Genomic DNA, 19,258 nt, shown 5'->3' on the forward strand with positions numbered 1-19,258 from the left:
GGTGGGGGGGGGGGGGTGGGGGGGCCGGGGGGGGGGGGGGGGGGGAGGGGGGGGGGGGGGGGGGGGGGGGGGGGGGGGGGGGGGGGGGGGGGGCCCGGATGCGGGCGCGGCGCGCGGCGCGTCAGGTGCGGGCGGGGCGGGGCTCGCGCCCGGCGCGGGTTCGGCGGGCTTCAGGCCGAGAGCGGACGTGGACGTGGGGGGCGTTGGGCCGGAGCCGGGCCGGGACGTCGTCGCGCCTGGTGCGGGCACACCGCGTGCGACGGCCGCGAGGTGACTGATCAGCGCGGGCGGTGAGGTGTGTGACGGCGGTGAGGCCGGTGATGAGGTCACGGTCCCCCGAATTCGTGCGGTGACGGTCATGGGCCGGTGGGCTGCGGGTGGCCGGGATGCGCGAGCGCGGGCTGCCCGAGCCTGGTGGGTCAGGGCACCGCCCTGCGGCAGCGTCGAAATCGTACGCACCCGGGCGTTGGTGCGGTGCCTCGGGTGAGCGGCGGATCCTGCCGCACGGGAGGGCTCGGGAGCGGGTGCTTGGGTTCCGGTCCGGCCCGGTACGGTCCGGCCGGGGCCGGTCCGCTCCGGCCCGGCCCGGTACGAGCAGGCCAGGCCAGGCCCGATCTAGCCGGCCAGGCCAAGCCCGGTCCAGCGATCAGGTCCACCCCGGCCCCCGGGCCTGCACGCGCGAAGCCCGGACACCATCACTGGTGTCCGGGCGTTCGTGCCGTCCGCCGCACCCCCGTCCCCACGGGGTATATGGCCGAATGTCCCCGGCCCGGGCCGCTCTCCCGGGCCTGGGGCGCCGCTCAGCGCCCCAGCACTCCGGCCACGGACGACGCCTGGATGACGACGGCTTCCCAGCCGCCGAAGACGACCGCGAGCAATACGGCCAGCGGCAGCACCATGGCCGCCGCCACCAACGGATGCCGGGTGCTGGACTGCCGGCCGCCCAGCGCGGCGAACATCCTGCGCCCGTGCGCTCGGATGACCGTGCGTCCTGCGATGTCCGCCATCGTCCTGCTCCTGTCGTCTTGTAAGGGGCGGCGGGCGTCTGACCTCGGGGGACGAGTGCACCGCCCGCCGCTTGTCCTCAACATTAGGCGCGGCGCGAGCGCCGGGCGTCATGCCGTCGTATCGATTGGCGGGCCTCCCGGAGGATGACAACGCCCGCCCTCGCGTACTCCCCTGGGTGGAGAACGCTCTCTAACCCTTGGGGTCTTCCCCGAGGGGACGCTCTGTTTCGTCGATCCTGGGCACGGGATGCTCGACCAGCGCGAGCACTCGCGTGGCCATGAAGCGCGCCGTACGCACCACCGAGCCGCTGCGGGTGACTTCACTCACTTCCACCACTCCTCTGCGGACCGCCGTCTCCACTCGACGCCCCGCCCGGCCGGCCACCACCTCATAGGTGCGTGTGGTGTCTCCGGCATCCACGACTATCTCCACCCGGTCACCCTTCACCGATCCAATCCCCCTTCTGCGATGGACCATTGGGATCGCGCGCGAGGGTCAGGACGGCGGCTTCGCCGGCTGTCCCCCACTCCTTAAGGATCCCACCAGGCACTGACAATCAGGGTGCCGCCGCATGCGCGGCCTATCAGCACGCCGGGCCGTCAATCCGTAAGCTGTGCCTCGTCAGCGGGACCGGACGGCTCACATGGTCCGGGCAGCGGAGTGGGGCCTCCCCACCGGAGGTAGGGGTGGGGTATCCCCACCGGTAGGTAGGGGACGGAAGATGGCGATGATGCGGCTCCGGCGCGAGGATCCGCGTGTCGTCGGTTCGTTCCGGCTGCACCGGCGGCTCGGTGCGGGCGGCATGGGCGTGGTCTACCTCGGCTCCGACCGCCGGGGACAGCGCGTGGCGCTCAAGGTGATCCGGCCCGACCTGGCCGAGGACCAGGAGTTCCGCTCGCGCTTCGCCCGTGAGGTGTCGGCGGCCCGGCGCATTCGCGGCGGCTGCACGGCGCGGCTGGTGGCCGCCGATCTCGAAGCGGACCGACCGTGGTTCGCAACCCAGTACGTACCGGGGCCCTCGCTGCACGACAAGGTGGGCGACGAGGGGCCGCTGCCGGCGGCTCAGATCGCGTCGATCGGCGCGGCCCTGGCCGAGGGGCTGTTGGCGGTGCACGACGCGGGCGTGGTGCACCGGGACCTAAAGCCCTCGAACATCCTGCTGTCCCCCAAGGGCCCCCGGATCATCGACTTCGGCATCGCCTGGGCGACCGGCGCCAGCACGCTGACCCACGTCGGCACGGCCGTCGGGTCGCCCGGATTCCTCGCCCCCGAGCAGGTGCGCGGCGCCGCGGTGACGCCCGCGACGGACGTCTTCGCGCTGGGCGCGACGCTGGCCTACGCGTCCACCGCGGACTCCCCCTTCGGGCAGGGCAGTTCGGAAGTGATGCTGTACCGCGTCGTGCACGAGGAGCCGCAACTGGTCGGCGTGCCCGACGCGCTCGCGCCGCTGCTGCACGCCTGCCTGGAGAAGGACCCCGAGGACCGGCCGAGCACGCTCCAGCTGTCGTTGCGGCTCAAGGAGATCGCGGCCCGCGAGGCGCACGGGATGGACGACGGGCCGCCCCCCGGCGAGCGGCACCCCGAACGCCCCACCGGGCACCAGGCTGAGGAGTACGCGCAGCAGCGCACGGAGCGGCGCCCGGCCGGCCCGTCCACGCCCCGCGCGCAGGCCCCGCGCGCCTCTGCCCACCGGACGACCCCGAACACGGGGGCGCGTTCCTCGTCCCGTACGCCCTCTTCCCGCACCCCCGCGCGCCCGGCGGGCAGTCGCGCCGGCTCGCGCCCCGGCGGGCGCAAGACCTCCGCCGGACGGCGGGGGCCAGGCCCTGACCGGAGACTGATGCGGCAGCGGCTGATCGTGTTCGTCACGGTGACGTTCCTGGTCGCCCTGGGGATCGCGGCGGCGCAAGGGTGCGAGGGCCCGGCCAATGGGCTGGGCGCGCGCCCGCAGTCGGTGAACACCCAGCAGGTGCACGGGCCCCGCTGAGCCGATCCGCGCGGTCAGTTCAGCGAGCGGCCCGTCGCCACGGCGTAGAAGGCGACCGCCGCCGCCGCGCCCACGTTCAGCGAGTCGACGCCGTGCGCCATCGGGATGCGGACCCACTCGTCAGCGGCGACCAACGCCTGCCGCGACAGCCCCTCGCCCTCCGCGCCGAGCATCAGCGCGACCCGGTCGAGCCGCTGCGGCGCGGCCTCGTCGATGGACGCGGCCTTCCCGTCCGGGGTCAGGGCGAGCAGCTTGTAGCCGGCCTCGCGCACGGACTGCAGGCCGCGCGGCCAGGTCTCCAGGCGGGCGTACGGAACGGCGAAAACGGCGCCCATCGACACTTTGACCGAGCGCCGGTAGAGCGGATCGGCGCAGTCCGGCGAGAGCAGCACCGCGTCCATGCCCAGGGCCGCCGCGCTGCGGAAGATCGCGCCGACCATCTTCGCTTTGGGTCTACAATTGGAACTAGATTGGGGCCATTGTGGGTATACCTTCAGCCTTCCAGGGGAAGCGCGCGGTCATCTATGCGCGCGTATCCCTCGACGCCACGGGCGAAGGGCGATCCGTCGAACGCCAACTCGAAGCCTGTCGGCAGCTCTGTGAGCTGCGCGGCTGGACCGTCGTGGAAGAGCGGGTCGATAACTCGATCTCCGCGTCGACCGGTAAGGTTCGGCCGGCCTGGCAGTCAGTGCTGGCCATGGTCGGAGCTCGCGAAGTGGACTTGATCGTGGCCTGGCACATCGACCGAATGACGCGCTCGATGCTCGACCTAGAGGAGTTGATACTTCTCGCCGAGGACGCTGACATCGGCATCGCGACCGCGTCAGGCGACCTCGACCTGACCACTGATGTCGGCCGCATGGTGGCTCGCATCCTTGCAGCTGTCGCGCGCGCCGAGGTCGAGCGGAAGGGCGCCCGCCAGAAGCTGGCGAACGCCGCCCGTGCCGCCGAGGGCAACGTGCACTCCGGTGGCGTGCGCCCCTTCGGCTACGAGAACGACCGGATCACGGTAGTCCCCGAGGAGGCCGAGGCCATTCGCCAGGCTGCGGTAGACGTGCTCGCCGGCAAGGCGCTCGCCGAGGTGGCCCGCGAGTGGGCTGCTGCCGGGCTCGTTTCTTCTCGCGCCGAGGTCGGGTGGGAGAAGGGCAACCGCAAACCTAAGGCCGGCTGGACTCCGCGCGGGGTGAAGAACGTCCTCGTCAATCCCCGTTACGCCGGCATCCGCGTCTACAACGGCGACGAGGTGGGCACGGGCGTCTGGGACAAGATCCTCGGCCTGGAGACCTACCTCTCACTCGTCCAGATGCTCGTGGACCCCAACCGCAAGAGCGGCGAGAATGCGGGTCGCAGCGGGCGCAAGCCTCAGTCCCTTGTTACCGGCATCGCGCGGTGCCAGACGTGCAGGGAAACCGTACGCGCGGCGTCCAGTCGCGGCGAACTGACGTACTCGTGCCCTATGTCGCATGTCCACACGAACCGCGAGTACGTCGACACTCGTATCCACGGCGACATGATCGACCGGCTCTCCCGGCCGGATGCGCTGGCTCTGCTGACTCCCTCTGGCGACGACAAGGCGGACGAGGTGAAGGCCGAGGTGGAGAGGCAGCAGGCCAAGCTCGATCAGCTCGCCAAGCTCCTGGCCGCCGACCTGATGACCGTTGAGCAGTTCACCATCGCGACCGCAGCAGCCCGAGAGAAGCTGAAGAGGGCTGAAGGAGCGCTCGGGCAGATCGGTGTCAGGACTTTGATCGTCGGTCTCGACCTGGGCACGCCGAAGATCAAAGAGCAGTGGATGCCTCTCCCCCTGGAACGGCAGCGGAAGCTCGTCCAGGCCCTGCTTGAGGTGACTCTCGTCCCGCGCGGCCGGAAGCGTCGCCATCCAATGCCCCTGGGAGATCAGGTGATCATCGATGACTCGCAGGCGGAGCCCAGGTCGTAAGTCTCGACCCCAGGGATGTGTCAGGGCCCCCTCGCTCCGGACGCCCGCGGAGGAGGGGACCCGTGTCATGCCGCACATGCGTGTTTCTTCCCCATGGGGGCAAGCAGTGCCCGTACCAAACGAGACTGTTCTTCTGTGAGAGGTGGGGGCGGAGTTGTCTGCCTGCGGCGCCTCGCGATCTCGATCGCCTCATCCAGTGTCAGCCCCATAGCGCCACTCGGGCGTTCGCGGCGCAGGCGGCGGACGTGGCGGGAATGATTTCGGTGAAGACCGCCTCGGCCTTCTCGGCGCACATCTCGGCCTCGCGCTGCGCCTTCGAGACGAAGGCTGTGGACTCATCGTGGGTTCGCCGGATCAAGTAGGTGATCACGTCCAACTCACACGACGAACCCTGCAGGTTGCGAGACCTCCGCTTCTCCTTCGGGGTGTCCCCGCTCGGGGCCGGGTTCGAATGCGAATCGGCTTCCTGCTGCTCCGTCAGCCAGGCTTCAAGCGGGTCGCCGCGATACCTGCCCCTGCCTCCGGAACCCATGCGAAGACTGGGCGGCCCTTGCCGCCGGTTTCGCCAGACGTACAAGGTGTTCGCCGAGATAGCGAGATAGGTGGCTGCGCTCTCCACGTTCAAGCACGCTGGTTCGACGCGCGGCTGATTCTGATGGTCCATCACATATCTCCGAATTAGGGCGTTGCTTCTCGCCCATCGCGCAGAAGCCCTGAACTTGCCTCTACTGGCAGGAGAGGCCAGGGTCCGGAGAAATGCCGGTTTGGAGCGGCTGCGATGAAGTGATAGACGCCCGCCACAACGTCCAGGAGATCGCGATCGGGGCCCCTCACACACGCAGAACATCATGATCGGCATGGCCCTGAACATCACCAGGCTCGGTGCCCACTACCAGGCCACTCCACCGCCGATCCGCCGACCCACCCGGATCCACCAACTCTGCCTCGACCACGGCCTGACCGAAGCCGCCTGATCCCCAGGTACGACTTCGCCAACGGAGTCAGACGCATAGTGGTCTGCGGGAATTCAATGATGATCTTCAGAGGGTAACGAACGTTCCTTACCCGCCAGTCGAGCCGCGCTTTCCCGCTTCGCTCCGCCAGTGAGCGAGGTTGTACCTAATGATTTGTATGTGGGGGTGCTTGTCGCCCAGAACTCGCGCCATGAGCTCCAGCAGTTCGGCGAAGGCGTCCGCGGCCCCGGCCGCGTCCCCCGCCTTACCTCGCCAGTAGGCAAAGCTGCCCCAGGCAGCGAGGGTGAGAGGCGCGCTTTCGCCCAAGAGCCGTCGCCGAGCAGTAAGCAGCTGGTCGTACGCCTCTGCGGCCCTGGCCTCGTCAACGAGCTTCCTCATCGAGTTGAGATCCACAGCGACCATTACCTCATGAGCGGGCGTCCTGCGTCGCTGGATCAGGCGGATCTAGCGGGCGTGGCCAGCCTCGGGTTGGTCGTCACGGACTATGCGGCAAGTTCTGCCTCCTCGCCCCTGGTGTCTTTGACAGCAACGCTGACAGCTACGACCCCGAGCAACCACGAACGACGTCGTGCGAGCAAGATCCCGTCAACCTCTGTGACGTGATCCTGCACACGACCAAAAGGCACTATTATAATGTCAGGGCAGTTGACGATCCACTCTGATCGGGGCTCACCCATGGTCGCGGAGAGCGTCGCCCAGATGATGAGCAATCTCGGGGTGACGAAGTCGCATTCGCGGCCCAAGACGTCGAACGACGACCCCTTCAGCGAAGCCCAGTACAAAACGCTCAAATACCGACACGACTATCCGGACCGGTTCGGATACATCGAGGACGCCCGCGCGTGGTGCGAAGACTTCTTCGACTGGTACAACCTGGAACACAGACACTCCGGCATCGCCATGCACACGCCATTCGACGTCCACTTCGGGCTCGCCGGACAACTCCGCGAGATGCGCGCCGACGTCCTGACCTCGGCCTACGAACAGCACCCCGAACGCTTCGTGCGCAAGGCACCCGAACCACCGAAGCTGCCCGACACCGTCTGGATCAACAGACCACCCACCCCGCGTCACCCCGACGCAGAGATCCCGGCACAGGGATAGACCGAACTCCCTGACTCACCGAAACTGACAGCTTCCGCTACTGCTGTCGCACGGCGACGTACAGAAAGAGACGCAGCTCCACTACATCGCATACCGGCGGATCAAGAACGTCGCCACCGTCCGCTTCCAGCCACGCAACCGCATGCTCGTCGTCACGCTCAAGGTGGACTCCGACACAGTCGATCTGCGCGAGGGTTTCACCCGCGACGTCTGCGGCGTGGGGTGCCTGGGCACGGGCTCTCTGGAGGTACGGATCAGATCTCCCGAGGACCTGGCTGAGGCTGCCGATTTGATTCGGCGGAGTGTCGACGAAAGCTGATCTCCCGAACGGCCAAGGGCGGCGTCACCGGGTATCCGGTGACGCCGCCCTTCTGCGGTCCGTCGCTGTACGAGGGCTGTCCGGTCTCATTCCTCCGGCCCAGCCAGCTTGAAGTCGTCCTGGGTCAGTGCGTTGCGTAGGCGCTGTTCGGCGATGTCAGCGTAGTGATCGGAGAGTTCAATGCCGATGAATTCCCGACCTTCGAGCAGTGCCGCCACTCCAGTCGTGCCGGACCCCGTGAACGGGTCCAGGACCGTACCGTCCGGCGGGCAGATCCGGACCAGCTCCTGCATGACCTCAACCGGCTTCTGGGTGATATGGGCTCGGTCCTTCCGGGGCTGGCTCGCCGTGTAAAGACCGGGCAGGTAGACGGGGTTGCGGTCGGCGTCGACCGGTCCCTTCGTGCCCCAGACGATGTACTCGCAGGACTGCTTGAGGCGGCCCTTCTGCGGTCGGGAGACCGGCTTGTGCCACGAGGCGATGCCTCGCCACGTCCACCCGGCGGCCTGGAGCGCATCGGTCGTTGTTGGCAGCTGGCGCCAGTCCGTGAAGACGAGCGCGGTGCCGGACTCGACCGTGGCCCGGTAGGACTCGGTGAGCAGAAGAGTCAGCCAGTAGCCGTACGAACGTTGGTCGCGGTTCTCGCCGGGGAAGTTGGCCAGATCGTGCCCGGAGTCGGCCGAGGTGTACTTCGCGCGGGCCGTGCGGCCGGTGCGCTCGGAGCTGGTGCGTCCGCCCGAGTTGTAGGGCGGGTCGGTGATCACGGCGTCGACGCTGTTGTCGGCGATGCCGGCGAGTACCGCGAGCGCGTCGCCTCGGTGCAGGGTGTACGGCATTGCGCGGATCTCTCTTTCCGGAAGGCGGTCGTGCGCACAATTCCCCTTCGGTAGGGGTGTGCGTGTCGACAGGATTCGCTCCGGGAAACTGCGGACGCAGCGGCCTGGGCGAGCAATGCCCTGGAGGTTAACCACATTTCCCGGCCGCACCCAATGGGACGTAGATTCCCGACGGGTGATGGCAAGCTCCCGATCCCGGGTCGTTTGGTGCGGCCGGATTTCGTCTCTACAGTCTCGTCATGTTCACAGGGCGGGACCAGGTCCTGGCCCTGTTGGGCTGCGCTGATGCGTGTCGTTCCGTCCAAACGACAGCGCACGCGGCCTTGCAACAACCGAGCTCTTACCCGAAGCAGAGGTTTGCCCATGTGGCGTGTGAGATTACGAGCGCGGCTGAGTGCCGCTATTCGATAGGAGGACCAGCGCTTGGGAGTCAGCAGCTCCCGACACTGGATTCTCTCCCCCGTTGGGTATTGCTGGTTTACAACCGGCGCGGTGCCGGTGGCCTTTCGACGAGAACGCCGGCACCGCGCTGCCTACGAGTAAGGAGCTGCTGATGCAGCATGCCCAGGCGCGCCCATCTCCCGAACGCGAGCGTCGCCGGATGCGCAGCGCAGTCTCTGGCACGCGGCTGTGAAGAAGGTCGCCGTCATAGCGGGGGCCGTGACGGTTGGTCCCTTGCTGCTGATCCTGCCCATCGCCGTAGCGCTGGCGGGTGCCGGCAACGCGCAGGCCACCTGTGCCGAAGGCGGTGCACAGCCGGTGGACACCGGCGCGGTCGCCAAGCAGGTGCGATCGATCCTCAAGGGTGACGGCAAGGGATCGGTCTCCATGCTGGGGCTGGAGGCCCCCGAGGAGCAGATCCCGAACGCCAAGGCGATTCAGGCCACTGGTGTCGCGATGAAGGTTCCATCGCGCGGACAGGTCGTCGCGCTGGCAACGGCCCTACAGGAGTCGGGCCTGCGGAACTTGGACTATGGCGACCGGGATTCCCTGGGTCTGTTCCAGCAACGCCCCAGCCAGGGGTGGGGGACCGCGGCGCAGATCCGGCATCCGGTGCACTCCTCGACCAAGTTCTACGAGGGCCTCCTCAAGGTCTCGGGCTGGGAGTCGATGACCGTCCCCCAGGCCGCCCAGACGGTCCAGCGGTCGGGGTTCCCTGGTGCCTACGCCAGGTGGGAGCCCCTGGCCACGGCTCTCCAGAAGGCCGTCGCCAAGTCCCTCCCTCAAGGGGGTGCGGCCGAGGAGGGTGACAGCGAGGATGCCAAGCCAACAGCTCCGGCCAACAGTTGCGGCACCGGCACCGGCGGTGACGGATCGAAGTTCGGTCCGATCCCTGCCGGGACTGTCCCCAAGGGCTACAAGGTACCGACTGACGCACCCAAGTCGGTTCGCACGGACATCCGTTGGGGCCTGGGGCAGCTCGGCACGTCGTACCAGTGGGGCGGCAGGTGCACAGATGCGCACGGCCAGGACCCGATGGGCCGGTGCGACTGCTCGTCCTTGATGCAGGCGTCCTACAAGGCCGGCGGCGTCTCGATCTCCCGCACCACGTACACCCAGGTCAAGGAGGGTAAGTCCGTCAGTAGCGATGCCCTTGAGCCCGGCGATCTCCTCTTCACGCACGGGACGGCCGCCGTGCCTGAACACGTCGGGATGTTCATCGGCGGAGGACTGATCCTGCAGGCCCCCAGGACCGGCGACGTGGTCAAGTTTTCGACCCTCGCGGACTGGAAGCCGGGCATCCTCGCCTCCCGCCGAGTCGTCTGACCAACTCCCCCTTCCACCTCTTTTCCCCTCGCTCCGTCCCGCTGGGCCCTCGCGCGCCCAAATCCCGCACTGGAGTTTGAAATCAAGCTCATCCAGCACGTCCAGTACCTCGCATACAACCCCGGCGTCACGCCAAGGGAGGGCGGACTTCCCGGCCTCAGCGTGCTGAAGAACGTCGTCAGCAGCATCAACCTCTTCGGCATCGTGGCGGTGGTCGGCGCCCTGGCTCTCTCCGCGCTCGTCTGGGCCTGGGGGCACCACAGCGGCGGCCCCCAGGCGGAAGCCAGCGGCAAGAAAGGCACCGTCGTCGCGGCCGGTTGCGCACTCCTGCTCGGCGCGGCCAACGGAATCGTGGCGTTCTTCAGCGCGATGGGGACGCAGATCCACTGATGCTGAAGAAACGTCTCCCCCAAGCCGATCCGGACACTCCAGTCCCCGCCTCCTCTGTGCTCCACCGCGTCCTGATCGGTGCCGTCGTCCTCGCCGTGCTGACCGCCCTGGCCGGCCTCCTCGCGTATCTGACACGCGGAGAGGCACCAGCCCCGGCCAAGGGCTCCCCGTCTGCGGTGTCCGGTTCCGCTTCGCCGTCACCGCAGGCCACTCCCACCAAGTCCAAGGGGGAAGCCGTCGCGGCACCGCCCAGGAGGAGCGATCCGGTCGAGTTCGCCAAGGCGGCCACGAAGGTCCTCTGGACGTACGACACCCGTTCCTTCTCGCAGGCCGAGCACCTGGCCGGACTCAAGCGGTGGATGACGGGCGAGAAGAAGTACGCCGATTGGAAGTCGGCCAGCCAGCAGGTACCGAGTCCGGTGTTGTGGGCGCGGATGCACGACAACCAGCAGCGTGCGAGCGCCACGGTCGGCGAGGGCCACTTCCCGCAGGCGTTCAAGTCGGCTCTGGCCGCTGAACCGGGCGCGATCACCGACGCCTACGTCTACGCCGTCACGGTCACCGGCAAGCAGTCCCTCACATGGAAGGGCTCCGGAGCCGGAGCCGAGCCCCGCTCGACCACGCTGGGCGTCCAGTGCCGTCCCGAGCAGCCCTGTGCCCTGGCCGGCGTCGCCCCGCGCGTCTCGCCGTGACCCCCGAAAAGACAAGGAAGGAGGCATCCCATGGGGGTCTGTGACATACCCATGATGGACAAGGTCTGCGGCGTGGTCGATGCCATCGACTTCGTCTCCGATCCCGGCGGCAGCATCACCGACGGCATCGGTGCATGGATCGCCAAGTCGATGGGCGAAGTGGCCCAGTCCGCCGCGGACCTCGCGTCCAAGGCCGTCGACAAGACCACAGCCGTCGATCTCAACGCCGAGTGGTTCCGCAGCAATTACGAGCTGCTGCTGCCCATCGGCCTCATCCTGACCGTCGGCACCTTCTGCCTTCAGCTGATGCGTGCCGCCTGGCGCCGAGACGAGCGCGCTCTTGCCCAGGCAGTGAGCGGCACGGTGGCCGGGGTCATCTTCGCCTTCGGCGCCATCGCCTGCACCACCGTCGCGCTGACCCTCGTCGACGCGCTCAGCGCCGGCCTCTTCAAAGCGGCGAACAGTTCCATCGACGACGCCGTCCGCCGCATGATCAAGGTGAACGAGCTGGGGTCGATGTACGGCCTGGGCTGGGGCGTCCCAGCCATCGTCGCCCTGGGCTGCGCCGTCGGAGCCTTCCTCTACTGGGGCGTGATGGTCGCCCGAAAAGTCGGAATCCTGGTCTTGGTGACGTTGGCGGTCTTCGCCGGTGCCGGCGGAGGCTGGGAAGCGGCCCGCCGTTGGCGGCGCGGCTGGATCGAGGCCACCGGCACACTCGTCGTCAGCAAACTCCTGATGACGATCGTCTTCCTTCTGGGCATCTCTGCCTTGGGCAAGACCGACCCCGGCGACGGCACCGCCGCTCTCGCGGACGTGATGGCGGGCATCGTCATCATGGTCTTGGTCATGCTGTGCCCGTACGCGACGTACAAGTTCGTGCACTGGGCCGCTGACGGCGGGAGCCAGGACGATCTGCACCGCACTGGTATGGCTGGCCTCGGAGTCGCCGCCGGCGCGACCAAGGCCGCGGGCCAGCTCGCGATGCGGGCGGGCACCGGCATGCCCGCTCCGCAGGGGCCGTCGAAGGTTCCGGGCCAGAGCTCGGACGGCGTCGCCTCCGGCATCGATCCCACCGGGGGCAGCCAGCCCCAGCAGACCAACTTCCGCTTCGGCGAGGACCCGAACGCCGAGGGCGACAAGGGCCGGGCTCTCATCCGGCGGCCTCCGACCGATGGCGACCGCGGCCAGCCGCTCATCCAGCGACCCGGTCAGGGCTCGGAATCGGAATCGGCCGCCGGGGCGGACCCAGGCGCGGCGGGGCCTCAGCCGCAGAGCGCGCCGGTCGGCTCGTCGCAGCCCGTACGACTTGTACCGCCCGCCCCTCGGGGCAGTGCTCCGCCGGCGACCGGAGGACCTTCTCCGCAGGGAGGGGCCGCGCCAGCCCCGTGGCTCTACCGCGAACCGCCGGGTGATTCGGGCTCCTGATCCTCATTCCCGGGGCGGGCTTGGCCCTCGCAGCCAAGCCCGCCCCCGCCCCCTTCCCCTTCTTTCTTCTCCACGCTCCAGGGACGGCTTCGCCATGCTCTCCGACACCCCACAGCCCGGTGGCCCGGCCACAGTGAAATTCCCCTATCGCTCGCGACGCGGGATATTGCTGGGCCTCTCCGCTCCCCAGCTCATAGCCGTCGCGATCTCCGGCCTGCTGCTGTTCGCGGTGCTGCTCGCCTCCGGCGTGACCGGCGCGCTCAAGCTCATCCCCCTGTGGGCCGTCATTCTGCTGACGGTATTCCTCCGCCACCGGGGACGTTCACTCGCCGACTGGGCCCCTATCGTCGCCCGATATACGCTTCGTCGTTTCCGCCGCCAGCTGATCTGGCTCTCCAGCCCCTCCACCCGGCCCCGCCGTGAGGGCCTGCTCCACCTGCCCGGCACCGCCGCGTCCCTGCGCGTGGTCACCTCCCCCAATGGCCGGTTCGGCGCGGTGCACGATCCGCACCACGGAACGCTGACCGCGGTGGTCAGGGTCTCCTCCCGGGCCTTCGCGCTGCTCGACCCGGCCTCCCAGAGCAGCAACGTCTCCGGCTGGGGCCGTACTCTGGCCGCTCTGTCTCGTACCGGTCACATCGCCCGAGTTCAGGTCCTGGAGCGCACCGTGCCGGACTCCGGGGACGCGCTGAACCGTTACTGGCACGAGCACGGCAATGCCGACGCTCCCCTCGCCGGACCGGTGTACGCCGAGCTCCTGGCCGCCGCCGGTCCGGCCGCCGCTCCGCACGAGACGTACGTCGCGCTCGCCCTGGACCTCAAGGCGGCCCGCCGCCTGATCAACCAGGCCGGCGGCGGACTGGCCGGAGGCTTCGCCGTCCTGGCCCAGCTCACCTCCACCTTCGACCAGGCCACCCGCGACTCCGGTCTCACCCCGAACGGTTGGCTGTCCTCGGCTGAGATCGCCGCCGTCATTCGCACCGCCTACGACCCCAAGTCGTCCGCCGCACTGGACCGGTGGTCCCCGACCGGCCGACCGCGAGCCGACCCTTCCGCCGCCGGGCCCGTCGTCCTGGTCGAGAAGGCCGACCGGATCCAGACCGACTCTGCGCACCACGCCACCTTCTGGATCGAGAACTGGCCGCGCATCGAAACCTCCCCGGGCTTCCTGCACCAGCTGTTGTTCACCACCGGCGTGCGCCGCACCCTCTCGCTGACCTACGCCCCCAAGGGACTGGACGCCGCGCTCAAGGACGTGCAGCGCAAGAAGGCCACCGTGATCGCGGACGCCGCAGAACGGCAGCGCAAGGGCCAGGTCGACTCCGAGGAAGACTCGGTCGAGTACGCGGACATCAAGAACCGCGAACGCCAGCTCATCGCCGGCCACGCGGATGTCGCCCTGACCGGACTGCTCACCGTCTCCGCCGACACGGACGAGCAGCTCAACGCAGCCTGCGCGGCGATCGAAACCGCCGCCGTCGCAGCCCTGGTCGATCTACGACCGCTCACCTGGCAGCAGGCCGAGGCCTTCACCAACGCTGCCCTGCCCCTCGCCCGCCCGTAGCGCACCGCTTCCGCCGAACGCGCTCTACCGAAGGGCACCCCCCTCATGCCGACCGAGCCGCTGCCCGATCTCTCACCGGACTTCATCCCCTTCGCCACTGCGGCGCTCGACTTCCACCGGGTGATCAACATTCCCGCCGGAACCGTCGCGGCCAGCCGCATCGAACTGGACGCCATCCACGCCCACCTCACCGCCCTGTACGGACTGTTGGACACCCACACCGCCCGGACCACGCCCATGGCCAAGCCCGAGGGCGACCACCTGCGAGCCAGCCGGATTCGGATCTGGCAGGCCGCCGAGCACCTCCATGCCGCTTATCACGCAGCCCCTCACCCGGATACCGGCCGCCTCTCCACCCGGAAGGCGCGCCGCGCGCGGCTCCCCGAGGGAGCGCCCGAACTCACCGTGTGCCAGCGCCACCTGACCACCGCCGTCCTGGTCCGCCGCGACCACACACCGGCCGACCTTCGCGGCCCGTTCACCGGCCTCACCCGCCACTGACCGCCAGGAGCACCGCCACCATGTCGTCCCGCATCCGTGCCAGCGCCAGTCCGCTGTTCGTCCCCCGCAAGACCGACCGCCGATCCGCCCGCGCCGCGCGTGAACAGTTCGCCGCTGCCCGGGACCAAGCCCGGCACGCTTCCCGCCCCGAGATCCGCCGTACCCCCACCGGTCTCGACCCAGACCTACGGGCCGCCTTCCCCGCCGGCGGTCGCCCCGGCCCGGCCTCGGCCCGCGGCGGCAGCCTCAAGCTCCCGGCCCACCGCATGACGACCGCCACCGCCAGCGGTGCTTACCCCTTCCTCGCCGAGGGCGGCCTCGGCGCGCAAGGCATCTACATCGGCCGCGACGTCCACGCGCAAGCCGCGTTCACGTACGACCCCTTCAGCCTGTACGGGAAACTCGACGGCTTCACGAACCCGAACATCCTGCTCGCCGGAATCATCGGCATGGGCAAGTCCGCCCTCGCCAAGTCCCTTGCCGTACGCGCCATCGCCTTCGGCTACCGGATCTACGTCCCCTGTGACCCGAAGGGCGAATGGACCGTCGTCGCCGAAGCCCTCGGCGGCCACACCATCGCGCTCGGCCCCGGGCTGCCCGGCCGCCTCAACCCACTCGACGCACCCGCGAAGCCGCACGGAATCGACGAAGAGGACTGGGCCGGCGAAGTCCGCAAGCGGCGCCTGCTCCTGCTCGGCTCCCTCGCCCGCACCGTGCTGCGCCGCGACCTGCACCCCATGGAGCACACCGCACTTGACGTGGCGCTCGACCAGGTCGTGACCCACGCCGAGGCAGCGGGCACCACACCGCTGCTCGGCGACGTCGCGCACATCCTTGGCTCCCCCGAGCGACTCGACTCCGCCCTCGGCGAGCTGTCCGGACGACTCGGCCAGGCCGCCGAGGACCTCGCCCATGCCCTACGGCGGCTCGTCCACGGTGACCTGGCCGGCATGTTCGACGCGCCGTCGACCGTCCACTTCGACCCGACCGCCCCGATGCTCTCCATCGACCTGTCCCGGCTCGGCGGTACCGGCGACGACACCGCGCTCGTCCTCGCCATGACCTGTGCCTCGGCCTGGATGGAGTCCGCCCTCGCCGACCCCGCCGGCGGCCGTCGCTGGGTCATCTACGACGAGGCATGGCGCGTCATGCGGCACGTCGCCCTGCTGGAGCGGATGCAGAGCCAGTGGAAACTGTCGCGCGGCCTCGGTATCGCCAATCTGATGGTGATCCACCGCCTGTCCGACCTGCTCGCCGCGGGCGACGCCGGCTCCCGGGGACGCGCCCTCGCCGAGGGCCTTGTCACCGACTGCTCGACCCGCATCATCTACCGCCAGGAAGCCGACCAACTCGGCTCCGCCGCAGCCCTCCTGGGACTGACCGGCGTCGAGACCCAGGCCGTCTCGGCACTCACCAAGGGGCGCGGGCTGTGGAAGGTCGCGGGGCGAAGTTTCATCACCCAGCACCTCCTTCACCCGCGCGAGCGCGAGTTGTTCGACACTGATGCCCGCATGCTGGGCTGAGCCTGGATGCAGACCTCAGCTCGATATTCGCTCCGTCCCTCGCTACTGGCTCATGCAAACACCGGTCCTCTCGGACCAGCCAGTCACGAGTGGTTCTGGCACGGCGGCACTCCTGCCGGGTGCACGTCTGAGTGCCCGTCCGGGAACTGATCGTTTCGGCGGTGGGGGCAGAATCAGCGATCTCGGCCGAACGAGCAGGACCTCTTGGTAGCAACAGCAGTGTCGAAGCCGTCCGCTGCACCAAGAGGTCCTGTCATGCCGTTGTACGCCACCGCCCCTGTCGCTGTCTCGCCGCTCGGTGAATCTCGCTGCTCGTGCGTGGCCTGCCGGTTCGGCCATGGCGCCGCCCGCGCGCCCCGGCCCCGCCTCTACACCTCGGACATGACCGACGCCGAGTGGCAGGCCCTCGCCCCCCCTGCTGCCGTGGCCGGCCTGGCTGGACGGCAACGGCGGGCACCCGGAGAAGTACTGTCGCCGCCTGGTCATCGACGCGATCTGCTACGTCGCCGACAACGGCAACAAGTGGCGCAACCTGCCGGCCGACTACGGCATCCCCTGGAAGACGCTGCACGCGACCTTCACCCGCTGGGCGAAGGAGGACTTCACCATCGCCGTCCACAACGACCTGCGCGAGCAGGTCCGCCGCGCCGAGGGCCGGGAGGCCGAGCCGTCCGCGGCGATCATCGATTCGCAGTCGGTGCGGGCCGCCGAGAGCGTCGGTGCCGGCAGCCGGGGCTGGGACGCGGGCAAGAAGGTGGGAGGCCGCAAGCGCCACGTGATCGTGGACACCATCGGCATGCTGCTGGTCGTCGTGGTCACTGCCGCGAGCGTGCAGGATCGCGACGGCGCGAAGCCGGCGCTGGCCTTCCTCCGCGAGTTGTTCGAGAGGATCACCCTGATCTGGGCCGACGGCGGCTACGCGGGCAAGCTGGTGGACTGGGCCAAAGAGCAGCTCGGATACACGCTGGAGATCGTCAAACGCAGCGACGACATGACCGGCTTCGTGGTGCTCCCGCGAAGGTGGGTGGTAGAACGCACGCTGTCATGGATCTTCCAGCGGCGCCGCTGCGTGCGCGACTACGAGCGGTTACCCGAGCACCACGAGGCCATGGTCCACTGGTCGATGATCATCCTGATGAGACGTCGTCTCGCACGGGCCGACTCCCGCCCCTCCTCAAAATGATCAGTTCACGGACGGGCACTCAGGGCCGGGGTCACCAGTCGACGTGTGCGGTGATCCACCTGGCCAAGCCATCTTCGTCGTCAGCAGCGGGCAGGTCAGGACCGCAGGCGAGTGGGGTGTGGGACAGCTGCAGGTGGGTGAGATAGCCGTAGGGGCCGTTGTCAGCTGCTGGTCCGAGTACCAGGGCGTGGGTGGGGGTGCGCCAGATGTGGTGCGTCAGCGCGGGCCCGGTTACCACGGCTGCGGATGACGGAATCGTCCGCTCAGGGGCTGTGCCGAGGTGCTCGGTCACTGCCTGCGCTGCCTGTGCGAGCACGGTCTCGCAGTCTTGGTCGTTGCACGGTCTACGGCCACTCCAGCCGGGCAGCTGCTGCCAGTCGTCCATGATGTCGTACAGCCATGGTCCGTTGGTCATGCTCTCGTCGTCTGGGTCAAGGGGGTACAGCTCGCCGAACACCAGGAAGTGCCGGGCGTCTGGGTGTCCGAACGGGCTGTGGCCGTCGCTACACAGCACGTGTCCGTATCCGGTGCGGAAGGAGTCGCAGACCAGGTCAGGTTCCCAGCTCCATCCGCGTTGCTGCATCTCCGCGGCGATGACGTTGTCGTTGTCGGGAACGTGCGGCGCGGTCGGCAGGGCGACGAGCTCGGAGACGGCCGCAGCGGGCAACGGCCGGTGGGCGAGGGCGTGTACGGGGATCGGCATGCGGATCACTCTAGAAGCGGGCGACGCTGTCGAAACTCGTGAACATAGCGTCCCGGCCGCTGCGGGCTAGTCGGGGGCTTCGCACATGGGCGTGAAGATCGATAACCGGTTCGCGAAGGCACCGGAATCTCACGATGCGGACGCTGGGCCGAGGTCCGATTCTACTTCGAACCCTACGAATCCAGGCATTCGATCTTCACTCTCCCGAGTGACGTGCGGAGGATGGGGCTAGTGCCTCTCGAGCCGCTGTCGAAGTGCTCCCCATTCTTGTAGACAAAGCCACACGAAGACTCTACAAAGCGCGCCCAAGTTTGTGCACCACGACCGCTTCTCCCCCTCGCCAACTGAAGTAGACAGCCAGCACTCAACATCACGACGTCCACATGCTGTCACCGCCCGAACGACCCTGGTTACTCAACCTGATCTGGCAATCGCGCCATCACGTTCCCTGGCCTCAGCTGCTACTCCTCGCACCGATGCGAAGTCTGGTCACCTCGTAGCGCAAATCCCCGGCCCCGCCAAATGCGTCCCCGCAGCAGATCATCAACCTCCGCACTACCCCGATCTCTGTGAGGTGCGTTTCTCGTGGCGCAATCACGCCCGCACATATCCGTCGGCCACCACGACCAGCACGGCATCGTGGCCGACGCTTCCCACGAAAGCCACGTCGCCGAACATGCGCTGCGGCTGGTTGGCTTCCAGCGCGCCTGCCCGGCAGCGAGCTGCACGTCATGACCGAGCCGGAGCGCGATCCGACCCGTCGAGCCCGGCAGGCCGTGCAGTCCCTGCGGGCGGCGAAGTTCGACGTGTCCGCCGACGCCGCGTACGACCTCGCCCCGTACACCCGTCTCAACCCCAACCGCAGGCTCCTGGATCAGCTGGAGCACAAGCCGGAAGCGGCCAACGCGCAAGCGCCCCCGCATCTCGCGGACCAGGCTTTCGCCTCCGCCCGCGCATTGGACGCCGATATCCGCGCCGCCCGAATCGTCATCCACGATCAACTGCGCGACCCCGAGAGCACCCTGCGTGCGGTCGGCACCGATATGCGTACGCACGAGGGTGTCCTCCTATACGGCGAGGGTGACTTCCGGTATGTCGAGACCCGGCTGGACGACACTGCCCTCGCTCTCGACGCCTTTTCCTACGTCCGCGGCAACGGGCGCTCAGAACCGACACCGACTGCGGTGAGCCGCCGGGCACAGGCCGCCACCGACGTCTCACCGGCCCGCGCCGGAGCTTCTCCGCCGCAGCGACCTGCCGCCGAAATCGGCTACAGGACGGCTCCTGCCGCTCCGCAGCCTGCTCGCGCTCGATAGTCCCCCCGCGCCGAAGGAGCCACATTC

18 protein-coding genes and 2 pseudogenes are annotated in these 19,258 nt (G+C 68.7%); 13 read left to right on the top strand and 7 right to left on the bottom strand.

Features of this window, described 5'->3' with window-relative positions:
- Positions 1 to 800: 800 nt before the first annotated feature.
- A complete protein-coding gene (locus QMK28_RS18620) occupies positions 801 to 1,007 on the bottom strand; it encodes a hypothetical protein (protein WP_326439329.1) in 207 nt (68 codons plus the stop codon).
- Between the two features lie 190 nt (positions 1,008 to 1,197).
- The gene (locus QMK28_RS18625) at positions 1,198 to 1,455 is read right to left on the bottom strand and encodes a hypothetical protein (protein WP_326439331.1); all 258 of its coding nucleotides are present in this window, start codon (positions 1,453 to 1,455) and stop codon (positions 1,198 to 1,200) included.
- A gap of 274 nt (positions 1,456 to 1,729) precedes the next feature.
- Here QMK28_RS18625 and QMK28_RS18630 point away from each other — a divergent pair, with 274 nt between their 5' ends.
- Positions 1,730 to 2,995 (top strand): serine/threonine-protein kinase, encoded by a 1,266-nt coding sequence (locus tag QMK28_RS18630; RefSeq protein ID WP_326439333.1) that lies wholly within the window; start codon positions 1,730 to 1,732, stop codon positions 2,993 to 2,995.
- 14 nt (positions 2,996 to 3,009) lie between these two features.
- On the opposite strand, the pseudogene QMK28_RS18635 reads toward QMK28_RS18630, so the two are convergent.
- Positions 3,010 to 3,432, bottom strand: a pseudogene (locus QMK28_RS18635) (TrmH family RNA methyltransferase); the annotation flags it as partial.
- 44 nt (positions 3,433 to 3,476) lie between these two features.
- Here QMK28_RS18635 and QMK28_RS18640 point away from each other — a divergent pair.
- Positions 3,477 to 4,934, top strand: a complete 1,458-nt coding sequence (locus QMK28_RS18640) for a recombinase family protein (RefSeq protein ID WP_326439335.1) — start codon at positions 3,477 to 3,479, stop codon at positions 4,932 to 4,934.
- Between the two features lie 199 nt (positions 4,935 to 5,133).
- Here the strand turns inward: QMK28_RS18640 and QMK28_RS18645 are convergent, their stop codons facing one another.
- Both QMK28_RS18645 and QMK28_RS18650 read right to left on the bottom strand, forming a co-directional pair.
- Complete coding sequence (locus QMK28_RS18645; protein ID WP_326439337.1) at positions 5,134 to 5,598, bottom strand: helix-turn-helix domain-containing protein; 465 nt, start codon at positions 5,596 to 5,598, stop codon at positions 5,134 to 5,136.
- A 397-nt stretch (positions 5,599 to 5,995) separates the two neighbouring features.
- On the bottom strand, positions 5,996 to 6,310 hold the full coding sequence (locus QMK28_RS18650; protein WP_326439339.1) for a hypothetical protein: 315 nt from the start codon (positions 6,308 to 6,310) through the stop codon (positions 5,996 to 5,998).
- A 240-nt stretch (positions 6,311 to 6,550) separates the two neighbouring features.
- On the opposite strand from QMK28_RS18650, the pseudogene QMK28_RS18655 reads away from it, so the two are divergent.
- Positions 6,551 to 7,012: pseudogene (locus QMK28_RS18655) on the top strand (integrase core domain-containing protein); the annotation flags it as partial.
- Between the two features lie 405 nt (positions 7,013 to 7,417).
- Here the strand turns inward: QMK28_RS18655 and QMK28_RS18660 are convergent.
- A complete protein-coding gene (locus tag QMK28_RS18660; protein WP_326439341.1) occupies positions 7,418 to 8,167 on the bottom strand; it encodes a DNA-methyltransferase in 750 nt (249 codons plus the stop codon).
- Positions 8,168 to 8,797: 630 nt separating this feature from the next.
- On the opposite strand from QMK28_RS18660, the gene QMK28_RS18665 reads away from it, so the two are divergent.
- From QMK28_RS18665 to QMK28_RS18700, 8 genes are all read left to right on the top strand, one after another.
- Entirely contained in the window at positions 8,798 to 9,934 is a 1,137-nt protein-coding gene (locus QMK28_RS18665; protein WP_326439343.1) for a C40 family peptidase, read from the top strand.
- 81 nt (positions 9,935 to 10,015) lie between these two features.
- Entirely contained in the window at positions 10,016 to 10,324 is a 309-nt protein-coding gene (locus tag QMK28_RS18670; RefSeq protein WP_326439427.1) for a DUF6112 family protein, read from the top strand.
- Positions 10,324 to 11,016, top strand: a complete 693-nt coding sequence (locus QMK28_RS18675; protein ID WP_326439344.1) for a hypothetical protein — start codon at positions 10,324 to 10,326, stop codon at positions 11,014 to 11,016. Before QMK28_RS18670 ends, QMK28_RS18675 begins: the two co-directional genes overlap by 1 nt.
- Positions 11,017 to 11,046: 30 nt before the next feature.
- Complete coding sequence (locus QMK28_RS18680; RefSeq protein WP_326439346.1) at positions 11,047 to 12,441, top strand: SCO6881 family protein; 1,395 nt, start codon at positions 11,047 to 11,049, stop codon at positions 12,439 to 12,441.
- Positions 12,442 to 12,535: 94 nt separating this feature from the next.
- A complete protein-coding gene (locus QMK28_RS18685; protein WP_326439348.1) occupies positions 12,536 to 14,005 on the top strand; it encodes an SCO6880 family protein in 1,470 nt (489 codons plus the stop codon).
- A 45-nt stretch (positions 14,006 to 14,050) separates the two neighbouring features.
- Positions 14,051 to 14,506 carry a DUF6238 family protein gene (locus QMK28_RS18690; protein ID WP_326439350.1) on the top strand — a complete coding sequence of 152 codons (456 nt, stop codon included), beginning with the start codon at positions 14,051 to 14,053 and terminating at the stop codon, positions 14,504 to 14,506.
- Positions 14,507 to 14,526: 20 nt separating this feature from the next.
- The gene (locus tag QMK28_RS18695; RefSeq protein ID WP_326439352.1) at positions 14,527 to 16,029 is read left to right on the top strand and encodes an ATP-binding protein; all 1,503 of its coding nucleotides are present in this window, start codon (positions 14,527 to 14,529) and stop codon (positions 16,027 to 16,029) included.
- Positions 16,030 to 16,465: 436 nt separating this feature from the next.
- Positions 16,466 to 17,212: an IS5 family transposase gene (locus tag QMK28_RS18700; RefSeq protein ID WP_326439429.1), complete on the top strand. Its 747-nt coding sequence runs from the start codon at positions 16,466 to 16,468 to the stop codon at positions 17,210 to 17,212.
- A gap of 31 nt (positions 17,213 to 17,243) precedes the next feature.
- On the opposite strand, the gene QMK28_RS18705 is transcribed toward QMK28_RS18700, so the two are convergent.
- Positions 17,244 to 17,915, bottom strand: coding sequence for a hypothetical protein (locus QMK28_RS18705; RefSeq protein ID WP_326439354.1), 672 nt, complete (start codon positions 17,913 to 17,915; stop codon positions 17,244 to 17,246).
- 585 nt (positions 17,916 to 18,500) lie between these two features.
- Between QMK28_RS18705 and QMK28_RS18710 the strand changes: the two genes are divergently transcribed.
- Positions 18,501 to 18,650, top strand: a complete 150-nt coding sequence (locus QMK28_RS18710) for a hypothetical protein (RefSeq protein ID WP_326439356.1) — start codon at positions 18,501 to 18,503, stop codon at positions 18,648 to 18,650.
- Positions 18,647 to 19,231, top strand: coding sequence for a hypothetical protein (locus QMK28_RS18715; RefSeq protein WP_326439358.1), 585 nt, complete (start codon positions 18,647 to 18,649; stop codon positions 19,229 to 19,231). Before QMK28_RS18710 ends, QMK28_RS18715 begins: the two co-directional genes overlap by 4 nt.
- Positions 19,232 to 19,258 lie beyond the last annotated feature (27 nt).

Source organism: Streptomyces sp. H27-D2 (assembly GCF_035828615.1).
GTDB lineage: Bacteria > Actinomycetota > Actinomycetes > Streptomycetales > Streptomycetaceae > Streptomyces.